The sequence below is a fragment of the Streptomyces sp. NBC_01788 genome (genome assembly GCF_035917575.1).
GTDB lineage: Bacteria > Actinomycetota > Actinomycetes > Streptomycetales > Streptomycetaceae > Streptomyces.
This window is the reverse complement of the sequence record NZ_CP109090.1, coordinates 5,562,512-5,576,679: the sequence shown is the minus strand read 5'-3', so window position 1 is coordinate 5,576,679 and position 14,168 is coordinate 5,562,512. Positions and strand designations below refer to the sequence as shown.

General features: G+C 73.7%; 11 protein-coding genes. 5 read left to right on the top strand and 6 right to left on the bottom strand.

Annotation, left to right across the window (positions count from 1 at the left end):
* Window positions 1-102 precede the first annotated feature (102 nt).
* The 3 genes from coaD to recG all read right to left on the bottom strand — a co-directional run bounded on the left by coaD (window position 103) and on the right by recG (window position 3,498).
* The gene (gene coaD / locus OIE49_RS25345) at window positions 103-582 is read right to left on the bottom strand and encodes a pantetheine-phosphate adenylyltransferase (protein WP_199836830.1); all 480 of its coding nucleotides are present in this window, start codon (window positions 580-582) and stop codon (window positions 103-105) included.
* Window positions 583-608: 26 nt separating this feature from the next.
* A complete protein-coding gene (gene rsmD, locus OIE49_RS25340; protein ID WP_326804268.1) occupies window positions 609-1,196 on the bottom strand; it encodes a 16S rRNA (guanine(966)-N(2))-methyltransferase RsmD in 588 nt (195 codons plus the stop codon).
* Window positions 1,197-1,278: 82 nt separating this feature from the next.
* Window positions 1,279-3,498: an ATP-dependent DNA helicase RecG gene (gene recG / locus OIE49_RS25335; protein WP_326804267.1), complete on the bottom strand. Its 2,220-nt coding sequence runs from the start codon at window positions 3,496-3,498 to the stop codon at window positions 1,279-1,281.
* A gap of 165 nt (window positions 3,499-3,663) precedes the next feature.
* Here recG and OIE49_RS25330 point away from each other — a divergent pair, with 165 nt between their 5' ends.
* Window positions 3,664-5,535, top strand: a complete 1,872-nt coding sequence (locus OIE49_RS25330; RefSeq protein ID WP_326804266.1) for an HSP90 family protein — start codon at window positions 3,664-3,666, stop codon at window positions 5,533-5,535.
* The gene (locus OIE49_RS25325) at window positions 5,532-8,471 is read left to right on the top strand and encodes a tetratricopeptide repeat protein (RefSeq protein ID WP_326804265.1); all 2,940 of its coding nucleotides are present in this window, start codon (window positions 5,532-5,534) and stop codon (window positions 8,469-8,471) included. Before OIE49_RS25330 ends, OIE49_RS25325 begins: the two co-directional genes overlap by 4 nt.
* Before the next feature lie 583 nt (window positions 8,472-9,054).
* Here the strand turns inward: OIE49_RS25325 and OIE49_RS25320 are convergent.
* A complete protein-coding gene (locus tag OIE49_RS25320) occupies window positions 9,055-10,773 on the bottom strand; it encodes a DAK2 domain-containing protein (protein WP_326804264.1) in 1,719 nt (572 codons plus the stop codon).
* A gap of 267 nt (window positions 10,774-11,040) precedes the next feature.
* Here OIE49_RS25320 and rpmB point away from each other — a divergent pair, with 267 nt between their 5' ends.
* Complete coding sequence (rpmB, locus tag OIE49_RS25315) at window positions 11,041-11,226, top strand: 50S ribosomal protein L28 (protein ID WP_004924906.1); 186 nt, start codon at window positions 11,041-11,043, stop codon at window positions 11,224-11,226.
* 145 nt (window positions 11,227-11,371) lie between these two features.
* On the opposite strand, the gene thiD is transcribed toward rpmB, so the two are convergent.
* Entirely contained in the window at window positions 11,372-12,193 is an 822-nt protein-coding gene (thiD, locus tag OIE49_RS25310; protein ID WP_326804263.1) for a bifunctional hydroxymethylpyrimidine kinase/phosphomethylpyrimidine kinase, read from the bottom strand.
* A complete protein-coding gene (locus OIE49_RS25305; protein WP_100571762.1) occupies window positions 12,190-13,155 on the bottom strand; it encodes a thiamine-phosphate kinase in 966 nt (321 codons plus the stop codon). The genes thiD and OIE49_RS25305 overlap by 4 nt, the downstream gene beginning before the upstream one ends.
* A gap of 219 nt (window positions 13,156-13,374) precedes the next feature.
* Here OIE49_RS25305 and OIE49_RS25300 point away from each other — a divergent pair, with 219 nt between their 5' ends.
* Window positions 13,375-13,608 (top strand): Lrp/AsnC family transcriptional regulator, encoded by a 234-nt coding sequence (locus OIE49_RS25300; RefSeq protein ID WP_100571763.1) that lies wholly within the window; start codon window positions 13,375-13,377, stop codon window positions 13,606-13,608.
* Window positions 13,609-13,628: 20 nt separating this feature from the next.
* Window positions 13,629-14,111 (top strand): DUF3515 domain-containing protein, encoded by a 483-nt coding sequence (locus tag OIE49_RS25295; RefSeq protein WP_100571764.1) that lies wholly within the window; start codon window positions 13,629-13,631, stop codon window positions 14,109-14,111.
* Window positions 14,112-14,168 lie beyond the last annotated feature (57 nt).

The window sequence follows — 14,168 nt, the reverse complement described above, 5'->3', positions numbered from 1 at the left end:
TCTCTACAGGTGTGTTGGACTACCGATGTGTCGGAGACGGACGGAACGACTGTACGTCCATGAGGTGATCGCCGGACACCGGGTGACGGGCCGTCAGCAGCCTCAGTCCTTCTTCAGCCGCCCGGCGAGGGCTTCGAGGACCTGCGGCGGCACCAGGTGGGAGACGTCGCCGCCCCAGGCCGCGACCTCCTTGACCAGGGAGGACGACAGGAAGCTGTAGGTGGGGTTGGTGGGCACGAACAGCGTCTCGACCCCGGAGAGGCCGTTGTTCATCTGGGCCATCTGCAGTTCGTAGTCGAAGTCGCTGACGGCGCGCAGGCCCTTGACGATGGCCGGGATGTCGCGCTGCTTGCAGAAGTCGACGAGGAGGCCGTGGAAGGCCTCGACGCGGACGTTGCCGTACTCGGCGGTGACCTGCCGGATGAGGTCGATCCGCTCGTCGATCTCGAACAGGCCCTTCTTCGACTGGTTGATCATCACCGCGACGTAGACCTCGTCGTAGAGACGGGAGGCGCGGGCGATGATGTCCAGGTGTCCGTTGGTGACGGGGTCGAACGACCCGGGGCAGACGGCGCGGCGCACTTGAAATCCCTCGCTCTCCGGTTCGGTCATCGTGCGTCTTCGCACGTAGAGGCGGCGCGACCGTACCAAAACGTCCCTTCGCCGTAGCGACGGGCCCGGATCGCTTCGAATCCCGGCGGCCACGTGAATTCCCCGCCCCTGGTGCTGCGCTCCACGGTGACGAGGGCGTCGGCCGCGAGCCACCCCTGGGTGCGGAGTGTGAGCAGGATCTCGCGGAGATCGTCGTCGGAGACCGCGTACGGCGGGTCGAGGAAGACGAGGTCGTACGGCTTCACCGGGGGCGACGTGTGGACGATCTGCTCCGCTTTGCCCGCCCGTACGTCGGCGCCGGGGAGGCCGAGCGCCTTCACGTTCTCCCGGACGGTGCGGACCGCTCGCTGGTCGGCCTCCACGAGCAGGGTGTGCCCGGCGCCCCGCGACAGCGCCTCCAGGCCGACGGCGCCCGAGCCGGCGTACAGGTCCAGGACGCGCTCGCCGTCCAGCGGGCCGCCGAGCAGGGACTGCCAGGTGGAGAACAGGCCTTCGCGCGCCCGGTCCGAGGTGGGGCGGGTTCCGCTGCCCGGCGGTACGGCGAGACGGCGTCCGCCGGCCCGGCCGGCGATCACGCGGGTCATGTCTGGTCCTTGCTTGTCGGGAACGGCCTGGTCGGTGGCGGCCGTGGCGGTGGCGGCTCGGGTGCGGGCCGGTCCCAGTCTGTCAGCCCTTCTCCAGGTATTGCTCCCGCTCCTCGTCGAGCAACGCGTCCAGCGCCGTGCGCAGCCCGGGCAGGCGTTCCAGCTCGGGGTCGGCGGCCACCACCGCGGCGGCCTCCTCGCGGGCCTCGGCGATGATCTCCTCGTCCTCGATGACGGCGAGCACCCGCAGGCTGGAACGGGCACCGGACTGGGCCTGGCCGAGGACGTCGCCCTCGCGGCGCTGTTCGAGGTCGATGCGGGAGAGCTCGAAGCCGTCGAGGGTGGAGGCCACCGCGTTCAGCCGCTGCCGGGCGGCGCTCGCCTCCGGCATCCCGGTGACCAGCAGGCACAGGCCGGGCGCCGAGCCGCGGCCGACGCGGCCGCGCAGCTGGTGCAGCTGGGAGACGCCGAAGCGGTCGGCGTCCATGATCACCATCACCGTGGCGTTCGGTACGTTCACACCGACCTCGATGACCGTGGTGGCGACCAGGACGTCGGTCTCGCCGGCGGCGAAGCGGCGCATGACCGCGTCCTTGTCGTCGGGCTGCATGCGGCCGTGCAGCACCTCGACCTTCAGGCCGTGCAGCGGGCCCCTGGCGAGCTGGTCGGCGATGTCCATCACGGCGAGCGGCGGGCGCTTCTCCGCCTCGTCCTCGGCGGACTTCTTCGCGGCGGCCTTCTTCGGATCGTCCTCCTCGTCCCCGATGCGCGGGCAGACCACGTACGCCTGGTGGCCCTTCGCCACCTCCTCGCGCACCCGCTCCCAGGCCCGGGCCAGGAAGTGCGGTTTGTCGGCGGCCGGGACGACATGGCTGGCGATGGGCGAGCGCCCCGCCGGGAGCTGGTCGAGGACGGAGGTCTCCAGGTCGCCGAAGACCGTCATCGCGACCGTGCGCGGAATGGGCGTGGCGGTCATGACCAGCAGGTGCGGGGGCTGCTTGCCCTTTCCGCGCAGGGCGTCGCGCTGTTCGACGCCGAACCGGTGCTGCTCGTCCACCACGACCAGTCCCAGGTCGTCGAACAGGACCTTGTCCTCGATCAGCGCGTGCGTGCCGATGACGATGCCCGCCTCGCCGGTGGCCAGGTCGAGCAGGGCCTGCCGGCGGGCCGCGGCGCCCATGGACCCGGTGAGCAGCACCACCTTGGTGGCGTGCTCGGCGCCGCCCAGCATGCCCGACTCGGCGAGCTCCCCCATCATCTCGGTGACCGACCGGTGGTGCTGCTGGGCCAGCACTTCGGTGGGCGCGAGCATCGCGGCCTGCCCGCCCGCGTCGACGACGGCGAGCATGGCGCGCAGGGCGACGAGTGTCTTGCCGCTGCCGACCTCTCCCTGGAGCAGACGGTGCATCGGGTGCTCGGTGGCCAGGTCGGCGAAGATCTCGCGGGAGACCTTCCGCTGACCGTCGGTGAGGGTGAAGGGGAGGCGGTCGTCGAAGGCCTCGAGGAGGCCGTCCGGGCCGGGTACGCGGGCGACGGCGGGGAGCTGGGTGTCCGCGTGGCGTCGGCGGGCGAGGGCGACCTGGAGGACGAAGGCCTCGTCCCACTTCAACCGGGCGTGGGCGTCGGCGATGTCCGCCTTGGTGTGCGGGCGGTGGACCTTGAGCAGGGCCTCGGGAAGGGTGACCAGGCCGCGGCCCGCGCGCAGCGACTCGGGCAGCGGGTCGAGCGCCTCCTGGGCGCTGGGCAGGACGGTCTGTACCGCCTTGCCGATCTTCCAGGACTCCAGCTTGGCGGTGGCCGAGTACAGCGGGATCAGCGCGCCGGCCCAGCTCTCGACCGCCTCCCCGTCCTCCCCCTTCAGCAACTCGTACGCCGGGTGGGCCAGTTGCAATCGGCGGTTGAAGACCGAGACCTTGCCCGCGAACATCGCGCGGGTGCCCGGCAGGAGTTCCTTGTGGGGCTTGTGCACGCCGTTGCCGAAGAAGACCAGTTGGAGCCGGCCGCTGCCGTCCGTGATCGTCACCTCCAGGCGCTGGCCCTTGCCGCGGGGCGCGCGGGAGGAGGCGAAGGTGTGCAGGCGGGCGTCGGCGACCTGGGCGACCACCGTGACGTGCTCGTCCATGGGCAGGTCGGCGAGGTGGGTGAGCTGGCCGCGCTCCTCGTACCGGCGCGGGTAGTGGTGCAGGAGGTCGCCGACGGTGTGCAGGCCGAGGTGCTCGGCCATCACCTTCGCGGTGGCGGGGCCGAGCACTGACTTCAGTGGCTGTTTCAGTGGTTCTTGCAGTGCGGGCACGAGATCCATTGCACACCACGGCACCGACAATGCCGTAAACCTCCGGGGAAACCCCTGGTCAGCCGGTCCGTGCAGGGCCTAGGATGACGCGCTCCGGCCATCCCCGCGGCTGCCGCCTCACAGGTGCCGCCCTACCCCGCGCCGACCCGAGATCCCCCCACCGGCGCTGCGACGATGGACTTCCAGACCTCACAGTCAGCACAGGCATCCCACTCATCACAGTCGTCCGGCGAGCCCCGCCCGGCCCATATGTTCCAGGTCGATCTGCGGGGACTGGTGGACCTGCTCTCGCACCACCTGTACTCCAGCCCCAAGGTCTACCTGCGCGAACTGCTCCAGAACGCCGTGGACGCCATCACCGCCCGGCGCGCGGAGGAGCCCGGTGCCCCGGCGCGCGTACGGCTGTTCGCGGACGGCGGCACCCTCCGGGTGGAGGACACCGGCGTCGGCCTCACCGAGTCCGACGTGCACGAACTGCTGGCCACCATCGGCCGCAGCTCCAAGCGGGCCGAGGGCCTGCGGGAGGCGCGCTCGGACTTCCTCGGCCAGTTCGGCATCGGCCTGCTGGCCTGCTTCGTGGTGGCCGAGCGGATCCGGGTGGTCAGCCGCAGCGCCCGGACGCCCGAGGCGCCTCCGGTGGAGTGGACGGCGCGCGACGACGGCTCGTACACCGTGCGGACCCTGCCGGACTCCGCCCGCCCGGAACCCGGCACCACCGTGCACCTCCAGGCCCGGGCCGGGGCGGGCGAGTGGCTCACCGAGCGGCGTGTGCTCGCGCTGGCACGGGACTTCGGGTCGCTGCTGCCCTACGACGTCCAGGTGGGCGAGGAGGCGGTCACCGACCTGCCGGCGCCCTGGGACCGGGCGTACCCCTCCCCCGCGGCCCGCCGGGTCGCCCTGGCCCGGCACTGCCACGAGGTGTTCGGGTTCACCCCGCTGGACGCCATCGGCCTGGACGTGCCGCTGGCCGGGATCCGCGGGGTGGCGTACGTGCTGCCGTCGGCGGTCAGCCCGGCGCAGCGGGCGGGTCACCGCGTGCACCTGAAGGGCATGCTGCTGACCGAGCGGGCCGAACAGCTGCTGCCCGACTGGGCGTTCTTCGTGCGCTGCGTGCTCGACACGGACAGTCTGCGGCCCACCGCCTCGCGGGAGTCGCTGTACGAGGACGAGACGCTGGCCGCCGTGCGCGAGGCGCTCGGGGAGCGGATACGGTCCTGGCTGACCTCTCTCGCGGCCGGCGATCCGGAGCGCTTGGAAACGTTCCTGTCGGTGCACTTCCTGGGGGTCAAGTCGCTGGCCCGGCACGACGCGGAGATGCTGCGCACGATGCTGCCGTGGCTGCCCTTCGAGACGACCGACGGGCGGCTGTCCCTGGAGGAGTTCGCGCGACGGCACCCCGTCGTGCACTTCACGCGGACGGTCGAGGAGTACCGGCAGGTCGCGCCGATCGCCTCCGCGCAGGGCGTCGGCGTCGTCAACGGCGGCTACACCTACGACAGCGAGCTGGTCGAGGCGCTGCCGTCGGTGCGCCCGGGGACGGTGGTCGCCGAGCTGGACGCGGACACCGTGACCGCCCACCTGGACTCCGTCGGCCCGGCCGAGGAACTGGCCCTGTCGGGCTTCCTGGCCGCCGCGCGGGCCCGGCTGGACCCGCTGGGCTGCGACGTCGTGCTGCGCGCCTTCCACCCGCTGTCCGTTCCGGCGCTGCACCTGGACGACCGGTCGGCCCGGCACGAGCAGGCCCGCGCCGAGGCCGAGGAGCAGGCCGACGACCTGTGGGCGGGCATCCTCGGCTCGCTGCGCGGCGGCGCCCCACGCGCGCGTCTGGTGCTCAACCACCTCAACCCGCTGATCCGCCGCATCGGTTCACTCGGCGACCCGGAACTCATCGGCACCGCGACCGAGTCGCTGTACGGGCAGGCGCTGCTGATGGCGCAGCGCCCGCTGCGGCCGGCGGACTCGGCGCTGCTGAACCGGGCGTTCATCGGCCTGCTGGAGTGGGCCACGCACAGCGACACCGACGCGACGGGGGACGGCCACCGATGAGTGAGATCACCGACTTCGACTCGCTGCGCCGCGAGTTGGCCGCCAACGGGGAGCGGCCCGAGGGTCCGGCCCGCAACGCGCGCGCGGAGCTGCTGCTCGCCGAGGCCGAGCGGCTGAACATCCCGCTCGCCGTGATCGAGGCGCTCGGACACCAGCTGAAGGTCTACAACTACAGCTCCGAGAAGGACAAGATGTTCGTCCCGTTCGCGCGGCTGCTGCGCATGTGGGACGACCGCCCCGAGGACTTCGACGAGTACGAGACCCACTCGCTGCACTGGGTCTTCAAGTGGATGTCGGCGGGCATGCTGGGGCAGCCGCACATCCCGCTGGCCGCGATCGAGAAGTGGCTCGGCGAGATGGAGCACCGCTACCGGCTCGCCGGCCACTCCGAACGTGCCGTGCGCAGCGCCGAGTTCAGTGTCGCCCGGCACATCGGGGACCTGGCGCGGGCGGAGCGTGCGTACGCGGCGTGGCTGGCCGCCGACCGGGACAGCATGGCCGACTGCCACGCCTGCGAGCTGCACGACCAGGGCCGGTGGCAGGCCGAGTGCGGCCGGGACGCGGAGGCGGTCGAGCTGTGGCGGCCGGTGCTGGACGGCGAGTTCTCCTGCGCCCACGAGCCGCACGGTGTCCTCGCCTCCTCGCTGCTGCCGCTGCTGCGGCTCGGCCGCCTCGACGAGGCGCGCGCTCACCATCTGCGGGGCCTGAGGCTGGTGCGGCCGATGGAGAGCATGCGGGGCGCCTACGCCGACCATGTGGCGTTCTGCGCGCTGACCGGCAACGAGGCGCGGGCCCTGGAGCTGCTGGCCGAGCGGCCCGCGTACTTCGCGGACGACGGGAACCCGCTCAGCAGGCTGGACTTCCTGGCGGTGACGGCCCTGCTCATGGAGCGGCTGGTCGAGCTGGGGTGGGACGGGCAGACGGTGCCCGGTCCCGCGGGGCGGGCCTGGACAGCCGGCGAACTCGCCGCGCACGCGCGCGCGGAGGCGGCGGCCCTGGCGGTCCGCTTCGACGAGCGCAACGGCACGTCCCGGGTGAGCGAGCGGGCACGCGCGCGCATGACGCGGCGCCCGCTGGTGGAGCGGCTTCCGCTGGGCGTGCGCACGGCGCGGCGGCCCGCCGGCACGGCTTCGGCTCCCGCCGCGCTGGTCCCCGTGGAGACGGCTGAAGCGGCGACTGCGGCAGCGGCGGCCGGAGAAGCAGGCCTGCCCGCGCTGATCGCCGAGGCGCGGCGGCTGTCGGACACCCTGCGGCCGCACGCCACGGAGGCGTGGGCGGCGGTCGCGCGGGCCGCGGAGGGCGTCGAGCTGGCGGCCCGCGACCAGGCGGAGATCGCCGAGCACGAGGCGATGAGCCGGGGCCCCGAGGGTGCCGCGCTGTTCGAGCGGGCCGCCGAGTCGTACGCGCGGGCGGGCGACCCGGGCGAGGCGCTGGCGGCACGCTCGCGTGCCGCGTACATGAGGGCGCTGACCGGCGATGTGGACGGGGCGCTCGCCGCAGTCGCCGAGCCCTACGAGCGCGTCCTCGCGCTGTACGCGCAGGAGGGCACCGGCGTTCGGCAGACCGCATCCGTGGTGATGGGGCGGGCACGGATCCTGATGCGGCCGGTGTACGAGGCCGGGGGGCCCGTGGACCCGGGGGCGCTGTCCGCCGCCGAGGAGGCCGTGCAGGAGGTCCTGGCCCTCGTGGAGGGGCACACCGGGGACGATGTGCGGCTGGCGGCCCGGGCGGCCGAGGCGCGGGCGATGCTCGCCGAGACCGCCGCGCGCGCCGGGGATCTGCGGGGCGCCGCGGAGCTGTTCGAGCGGGCCGCGGCCGAGTACGCCGGTGCGGGTGTTCCGTGGTTCGCGGTGGAGTACGAGGCACGGCTCGCGGCGCTCGCGCACCATCTGGACGACCCGGAGGGCGCCGAGCGGGCGCTGCGGGCGGCCCTTGAGCACGGCGGGACGTATCTGGAGGCCCCGGGCCGGGCACAGCTGCACCTTCAGCTCGCCGAGGTGCTCGGCGGTCTCGACCGGACCGAGGAGGCGGCGGAACACGCCCTGGAGGCCGCGCACTGGGCCGACGAGGCGGGCGAGGGACCGGCGCTCGGGGCCTGGGCCCGGCAGCAGCTCGGCGGTCTGCTGCTGCGGCTGGGGCGGTGGGCGGAGGCCGCGGAGGTGCTGGAGTCCGCGCTGCCCGACCTGTCCGCGGACACGCACGGCGACGGGGCCGTCGTGCAGACGCAGTGGTGGCTGGGCGACTGTCTGAGCGAGCTCGGGGAACACCGTGCGGCGGCCGAACGCCGGCTGCAGGCCGCCGAGATCGCTCGGCACTGGCCCGAGCAGCAGGACCACGCGACCCTCGCCCATCTGGCCGCCGAGTCGCTGAGCCGCGCGGGGCTGCACGAGGAGGCCGAGCGTGCGTACACGCGCGCGGGCGACCTGTGGCGGTCCCTGGGCGACGTGCACGGCCTGGTCCGTGCCCTGCGCGCACGCGCGTGGCTGGCATCGGGCACCGAGGCAGGCCCGGACGCGGCGCGGGAGCTGATGGGGGCCGCGGTCACGGAGTGCGAGTCGGCGCTGGAGGCGGTGGACGACGCGGCGGCGCGACAGCGGCTGGTCGCGGAACTCGGTCAGACCCACCAGCAGTTCGGCGACCTGCTCGCGGACGGCGCGGCGGACGAGGCCGTGGCCGAGGAGGCCCTGTCCAGGCTGGAGCAGGCGATCGCCGCCTTCGCCCTCCTGGGTCCGGCCGCCCTGCACGACCGCACCGCGGCGGAACTCGCCGCGTGCCGTCTGGCAGCCGACCTGGGCCGCTCCGCCGAAGCCACGGCGCACGCACGTGCCGTGCTGGCGGCCTACGAGGACGCCGACGAGGGAGACACCGAGGCACCGCCCCCGCGCGCGCGAGCCGAAAGACTCCTGCGCGCGCTGGAGCAGGGACCGGACGACTGACCGGCGACCCCGCAGCGGAACTCACCACCGGACGACCGGCAACGGCACCAGGCCACCACGCACGCGCGTGCCGCGACGACGGCCCACAAGCCCGCGCCGAGGACGGCCCGACGCACTCCCGGCGCGCAGAAACCGAAAGGCTCCCGCGCCCTGGAGACGGGACCGGACGACCGACCGGCGACCCCGGAGCGGAACCGACCACCGGACGCCCCGCGACGGCACCAGGCCGCCCCGCCCAGGCCACCACACGCGTGCCTGCCGCGGCGACGGCCTACCAGCCCGCGCCGAGGACGGCCGGACGCACTCCCGGCGCGCAGAAGCCGAAGGACTCCCGCGCGCCCTGGAGACGGGACCGGACGACCGACCGGCGACCCCGGAGCGGAACCCACCACCGGACGCCCCGCGACGGCACCAGGCCGCCCCGCCCAGGCCACCACACGCGTGCCTGCCGCGACGACGGCCTACCAGCCCGCGCCGAGGACGGCCGGACGCACTCCCGGCGCGCAGAAGCCGAAGGGCTCCCGCGCGCCCTGGAGACGGGACCGGGCGGCTGACCGGCGGCGGCCGGCCGGGGAGGTGTGGCTCACTCCACGCCGATGAGCAGCAGCGCTCCCTGGCGGCCGCCCTCGTAGATGACCGTGTCGACGGCGAGGTAGGACTCGCGGACCCGGGTCTGGAGACGGGTGGCGATCGTGTCGGGGGCCTCGTCGCCGAGGACGAGGGTGACCAGTTCGCCGCCGGCTGCGAGCATGCGGTCCAGGACGGTCTCGGCGGTGGCCGTGACGTCCGAGCCGATCACGGCCACGTCCCCGTCGATGAGACCGAGGACGTCACCGGCCTGGCAGATGCCGGCCGTGGTCCACGACTGGCGTTCGGCGACGATGACCTCGGCGTGCCGGGTGGCACCGGCCGCCGAGGTCATGGCGACGACGTCCTCGTCGAAGCGGCGCCCCGGCTCGTGCACGGCGAGGGCGGCGATGCCCTGCACCGCCGAGCGGGTCGGGATCAGGGCCACACGGACACCGTCCCCGCGGGCCTGCTCGGCCGCCGCGGACGCGGTGTGGCGCAGCTCGGGGTCGTTGGGCAGCAGGACCACCTCGCGCGCGTGTGCCCGCCGTACGGCGTCGACGAGCTCCCCGCTGGCGAGCTGCTCCCCGGGCCTGGCGAGCACCGCGGTCGCCCCGGCCTCGGTGTAGAGCCCGGCCAGGCCCTCGCCGGGTACGACGGCCACCACGGCACGCTGGGCCCGCTCCCGCTGCGGCGGCCGCCCGGGCCCGCCGGTGTGCGCGTCATCGGCGGCGAAGTGCGTGATCCGGATGCGGTGCGGCCGCCCGGCCTCCACGCCCGCCTCCACGGCCGCGCCGGCGTCGTCGACGTGCACGTGCACGTTCCACAGGCCGTCGCCGCCGACCACGACGAGGGAGTCCCCGAGCCCGTCGAGCCGCTCGCGCAGCCGGGCGACGGCCGCGTCCTCGGCGTCCAGCAGGTAGATCACCTCGAAGGCGGGGCCGCTCGCGGGCGGCGCGCAGGCACCGGGCCCGTCGTCCCCGGCGGAGCACACACGCGCGTGCGGCACCGTCGGGCCGCCGTCACCTGCCACCGCCACCGCCGAAGAGGACGCACCCTGCTCCGGCGCCCGTCCCGTGCACGTCTCCACCAGGGCCGCGAGGACCGCCACGAGTCCCCGCCCGCCCGCGTCGACCACCCCGGCGCGCTCCAGGACCGCCAGCTGGCCCGGGGTCGCGGCGAGGGCCGCGCAGGCACCCTCGTAGGCGGCCAGGGCGACGGCGCCGCAGTCTCCGCCCGCCCCGGTGGCCGCGTCCGCGGCGGCCGAGGCCACCGACAGGACCGTGCCCTCCATCGGGTGCGCCACGGCCTGCCGGGCGGAGTCCGCCGCGCGCCGCAGGGCCAGGCAGAGCTCGCGCCCGTCGGTGTGGGTTCGGTCACCGTCGGCGGCGAACACCTGGGCCATGCCGCGCAGCAGCTGGGCGAGGATGGTCCCGGAGTTGCCGCGGGCCCCGATCAGCGCGCCGTGCGCCATCGCCCGCGCGGCGTCGGCCAGGGAGGGACCGGGGAGGGCCACACCGGTCCCGTCGCCCACCTCGTGCGCGGCGAACACGGCCTCCACCGCCGCGACGGCGGACTCCACGGTCAGATACAGGTTGGTGCCGGTGTCCCCGTCGGCCACGGGGTAGACGTTGATCGCGTCGATCTCCTCGCGCGCGCGTCCCAGGGCCCGCAGCGCCAGTCCGCACCAGGTGCGCACCGCCGGCGCGTCGAACGTCTGCGCCACCTGCGCCACCTGCGCCTCCCTGAGCTGCTGGACTGGACGCAGCGTAGACCCAGGGGCGGTGCCCGACGGAAGAGGGCCCGCGGGGGCAGCGGAGCCGCCGTGGTAGTTTCGCCTTACGGACGCAGCCGTTGTATGCTGCTCCGGTTGCCCGATCCTGATCGGGCTTACCCCCTGGCAACGCCACTCAGATTTCAAGAAGTGCTCTCCGAGCCTGAGATCTTGATCCCGGCATGCCGGGATCATCCGTAAGTGCATCTGAAGTCTTTGGAGTGACCCGTGGCTGCCAACTGCGACGTCTGCGGCAAGGGGCCGGGCTTCGGCAACAACATCTCGCACTCGCACCGCCGTACGCCCCGTCGCTGGAACCCGAACATCCAGCGCGTGCGTACCGTGGTCGGCGGGACGCCGAAGCGCGTGAACGCCTGCACCTCGTGCATCAAGGCCGGCAAGGTCTCGCGCTGACGCACAGCAACAGCTAAGCGCGCGGCCACTGCTGGTTCGCTGCACTGAGCCGGTCCACTTCGGTGGACCGGCTTTTTGCCGTGCCCGCACACGCGTGCCCGCACACCGGGAGCCGTGTGGGCCGGCCGGTGCGCGGGCCGTGCGACTACCCCGCCCCAGGCCTCCGCAGGGCCCAGCCGTGGTCCACGGGCCCGATCCCCCCGCCGAGCGCGAAGCCCGCCGCGATCGCCCCGGTGACGTACGCCTTGGCCTCCGTCACGGCCTCCGGCACCGACCGCCCCTTCGCCAGGTGCGAGGCGATCGCGGAGGCGAGGGTGCAGCCGGTGCCGTGCGTGTGCCGGTTGTCGTACCGGGGGGCGCGCAGCCAGTGCTCCTCGGCGCCGTCGGTGAGCAGGTCCACGGCCTGGTCACCGCCCTCCCGCCCGGCGAGGTGGCCACCCTTGATCAGCACCCACTCCGGCCCGAACGCCAGCATCGCCGCCGCGGCCTCCCGCATCTGCTCCTCCGCCCGGACCCGGATGCCGGTGAGCTGGGTCACCTCGTCGAGGTTCGGCGTGGCGACGGTCGCCACCGGGAGCAGCCTTTCGCGTACGGTCCGAAGCGCGGACTCGGCGAGGAGCGGGTCGCCGTGCTTGGAGACGCCGACCGGGTCGACGACCGCGGGCGCGTCCGTCCCGGCGATCAGTTCGGCCACCGCCCCGGCCAGTTCCGCCGAGGCCAGCATCCCGGTCTTCACCGCCTGGACGCCGATGTCGTCCACGACGCTGCGGTACTGGGCCCGGACCGCTTCCACGGGCAGTTCCCAGGCCCCCTGCACGCCGAGGGAGTTCTGCGCGGTCACCGCGGTGATCACGCTCATGCCGTGCACGCCGAGGGCGAGCATCGTCTTCAGGTCGGCCTGGATACCGGCGCCGCCGCCGGAGTCGGAGCCCGCGACGGTCAACACCCGGGGAGGGGCGGCGGTCACGACTCGATGTCCCCGAAGTGGTCCCAGCCGCCCTTGCTGGTCCACGGCGCGCCGTCGACCGTGACCTGGGGCAGCGCCGAGGGGCTGTGCACGTCGCCGATCACCTTCCAGCGGGCCGGCAGCTTCACGTCCGGCGGGAAGGCCGCCACGATCGCGTGGTCCTCTCCCCCGGTCAGCACCCACTGCAACGGGTCGACGCCGACGGCCTGCCCGATGTCGTGCATCTGCGAGGGGATGTCTATGGCTCCCGAGCGGATGTCGATGTGGACCTTGCTGGCCTCGGCGATGTGCCCGAGGTCGGCGATCAGTCCGTCGCTGACGTCGCACATCGCGGTGGCGCCGAGCCCGGCGGCCGCGGGACCCGCGTGGTACGGCGGCTCGGGACGGCGGTGGGCCTCGACGAAGGCGCGGGGCGAGCGGAAGCCCCGGGAGAGCACCGCGTACCCGGCCGCGGACCAGCCCAGCCAGCCGGTCACCGCGATCAGGTCGCCGGGCTGTGCGCCGGCGCGTGTGACCGGCTCGTGGTTGCGCAGATCACCGAGCGCGGTGATCGACACCATGATCGTGTCGCCGCGCACCACGTCGCCGCCGACGACGGCGGCCCCGGCGACCTGGCACTCGTCGCGCAGGCCGTCCATCAGCTCGGTGGGCCAGGTGACCGGCAGCTCGGTGGGGACGACCAGGCCGAGCAGCAGCGCGGTCGGCACGGCGCCCATGGCGGCGATGTCCGCGAGGTTCTGGGCGGCCGCCTTGCGGCCCACGTCGTACGCCGTGGACCAGTCCCGGCGGAAGTGCCGTCCCTCGAGGAGTATGTCGGTGCTCGCCACGACCCTGCGGTCGGGGGCGGCGACCACCGCGGCGTCGTCGCCGGGACCGACCCGGACCGCCGGGGTGGTGGTGAGACGGGAGGTGAGCTCCCTGATGAGCCCGAACTCCCCGAGCTCACCAACAGTGCCCTTCATCGGCCTTTCGCCCCTTCTGTCCCTGAATATTCCCGGTTACGTTCCCGGTCGCGCGTCAACGCGGTCCTCGCTACGGTCGAGATGACCGTCAACTTCTGTCCTACCTGCACCCCGGCGCGTACGTCACGGCTCTCCCGGGTCTCCCCACGGCGTGTGACGACGCGATACCGTGGCGTTCCTTTTCCCCCAGATGATCCTCGTGGCCGCCCTGGAGGTTCCGTGGTACAGGCGTACATCCTGATCCAGACGGAGGTCGGCAAGGCGTCGACCGTCGCAGAGACGATCGGCAAGATCCCTGGAGTGATCCAGGCCGAGGACGTGACGGGGCCGTACGACGTCATCGTGCGCGCCCAGTCCGACACGGTGGACGACCTGGGCCGCATGGTGGTCGCGAAGGTCCAGCAGGTGGACGGCATCACACGAACCCTGACCTGCCCGGTCGTGCATCTGTAGCCCCCGTCTACCCTTGGCCGGTGAGCTTCCTCCGTCACCGGCTTCTCGGCCTGCCCGTCCTCGCCGCGCTGATCACCGTCGCGGGCTGTTCCCCGAGCGGCGACAGCGCCTCCGTGACGGTTCCCACCCCCGGGCCGTCGGTGGCCGGACTGTGCCGCCATCTGGACCGGGAACTGCCTGGGAAAGTGGACGGACTGAGCCGCGAGGACCCCCGGCCCGCCTCCGCGCTGACCGCGGGCTGGGGAAGCCCGGCGATCATACTGCGCTGCGGTGTCCCGCGGCCCGCCGCGATGGACGATCCGGAGTCCGACGGCGCCGAGGTGAACGATGTGAACTGGCTGCTGCAGAAGCAGGGGGACGGTTCGTTCCGCTTCACCACCGCACTGCGCCTGGCCTATGTGGAGGTGACGATCCCCGCGGGGCGGACGGACCACGGGGTCGCGCCGCTGGTCGATCTGGCCCCGGCCGTGAAGAAGGCGATCCCCAAGGGGATCGCCGACTGAGCGCCTGACACACGCCCAGGGGGCCCGGGACACCGGAAGGTGTCCCGGGCCCCCTGG

What these genes read in the sequence shown, in the direction of transcription:
- rsmD (WP_326804268.1), bottom strand. Translation starts at nt 1,196, where the DNA reads ATGACCCGCGTGATCGCCGGCCGGGCCGGCGGACGCCGTCTCGCCGTA.
- OIE49_RS25330 (WP_326804266.1), top strand. Translation starts at nt 3,664, where the DNA reads ATGGACTTCCAGACCTCACAGTCAGCACAGGCATCCCACTCATCACAG.
- OIE49_RS25305 (WP_100571762.1), bottom strand. Translation starts at nt 13,155, where the DNA reads ATGAAGGGCACTGTTGGTGAGCTCGGGGAGTTCGGGCTCATCAGGGAG.
- recG (WP_326804267.1), bottom strand. Translation starts at nt 3,498, where the DNA reads ATGGATCTCGTGCCCGCACTGCAAGAACCACTGAAACAGCCACTGAAG.
- OIE49_RS25325 (WP_326804265.1), top strand. Translation starts at nt 5,532, where the DNA reads ATGAGTGAGATCACCGACTTCGACTCGCTGCGCCGCGAGTTGGCCGCC.